The sequence below is a fragment of the Cupriavidus sp. R6-3 genome, assembly GCF_059772245.1.
Window position 1 is genome coordinate 1 of sequence record NZ_JCBAJO010000444.1, and the last position, 1,387, is coordinate 1,387.

Consider the following 1,387-nt stretch of genomic DNA (forward strand, 5'->3'; position numbering starts at 1 on the left):
GACTTCGACACGCATGCCGAGGTCAAGCGCCTGCTCGACGCGGCGGTGACGATGCCGACCGCATCGGCGAGCCTCGAAGACCGTATCGACCGCGTGGTGCTGCATCCGGTGTTCGGCCTGGCGATCCTCGCCGTGCTGCTGTTCCTGATGTTCCAGGCCGTGTTCTCGTGGGCCGAGCCGCTGATGGAGAGCATCGAGGGCGGCGTGGCCTATGCCGGCGAACTGGTCGGCGGCCTGCTGCCCGATGGACTGCTGCGCAGCCTGATCGTCGACGGCCTGATCGCCGGCCTGGGCAGCGTGGTGGTGTTCCTGCCGCAGATCCTGATCCTGTTCCTGTTCATCCTGACGCTGGAGGAATCGGGCTATCTGCCGCGCGCGGCCTTCCTGCTCGATCGGCTGATGATGGGCGCGGGGCTGTCGGGCCGCTCGTTCATCCCGCTGCTGTCGAGCTTCGCCTGTGCGATTCCCGGCATCATGGCGACCCGCACGATCCAGGACCCGCGCGACCGGCTGACCACGATCCTGGTCGCGCCGTTGATGACCTGCTCGGCACGGCTGCCGGTCTATGCGCTGCTGATCGGCGCCTTCATTCCGGCGGACACGGTGATGGGCGTGTTCAACCTGCAAGGGCTGGTGCTGTTCGCCCTGTATGTGGCCGGCATTGTCAGCGCGCTGGTGGTCGCCTATGCGCTGAAGTTCTTCCGCCGTGACCGCACCGAGCATCCACTGCTGATGGAACTGCCGGCCTACCGCATTCCGAATCCGCGCGACGTCGCGATCGGGCTGTGGGAGCGCGCCCGCATCTTCCTGTCGCGCGTGGGCAAGGTGATCCTGACGCTGACGGTGCTGCTGTGGTTCCTGGCCACCTTCCCGTCCCCGCCCGAAGGCGCGACGCTGCCGCCGATCGACTACAGCTTCGCCGGCATGATCGGCCACACGCTGGAGAAGGTATTCGCGCCGGTCGGCTTCAACTGGCAGATCTGTATCGCGCTGGTGCCGGGCCTGGCCGCGCGCGAAGTGGCGGTCGGCGCGCTGGCGACCGTCTACGCGCTGTCGGGCAGCGAGGACACGGTGGCGGCGCAGCTCGCGCCGATGATCGCCGCGCAGTGGTCGCTGGCCACCGCGCTGGCGCTGCTGGCGTGGTTCGTGTTCGCGCCGCAGTGCATCTCGACACTGGCCGTGATCCGCCGCGAGACCAACTCGTGGAAGGTGATGGCCGCCTCCACGCTCTATCTCGCGGGCCTGGGCTATCTGGCGGCGTTCGTCACGTATCGCGTGGCGCTGCTGTTCAGCTGAGGCAGCCGGAAACCATCATGTCGCTCTATCACGCCGTCGAATCCGTGCTGGTGCCGCTGATCGTGCTGGTGTGCGCGCTGTCGGTGGCGGC

1 protein-coding gene is annotated in these 1,387 nt (G+C 67.7%); it reads left to right on the plus strand.

Annotated features, from left to right (window positions below; translation table 11 throughout):
• On the plus strand, positions 1–1,296 hold a 1,296-nt coding region (gene feoB / locus AC6EI8_RS26520), incomplete at its 5' end, for a ferrous iron transport protein B (protein ID WP_498383397.1).
• Between the last annotated feature and the right edge of the window lie 91 nt (positions 1,297–1,387).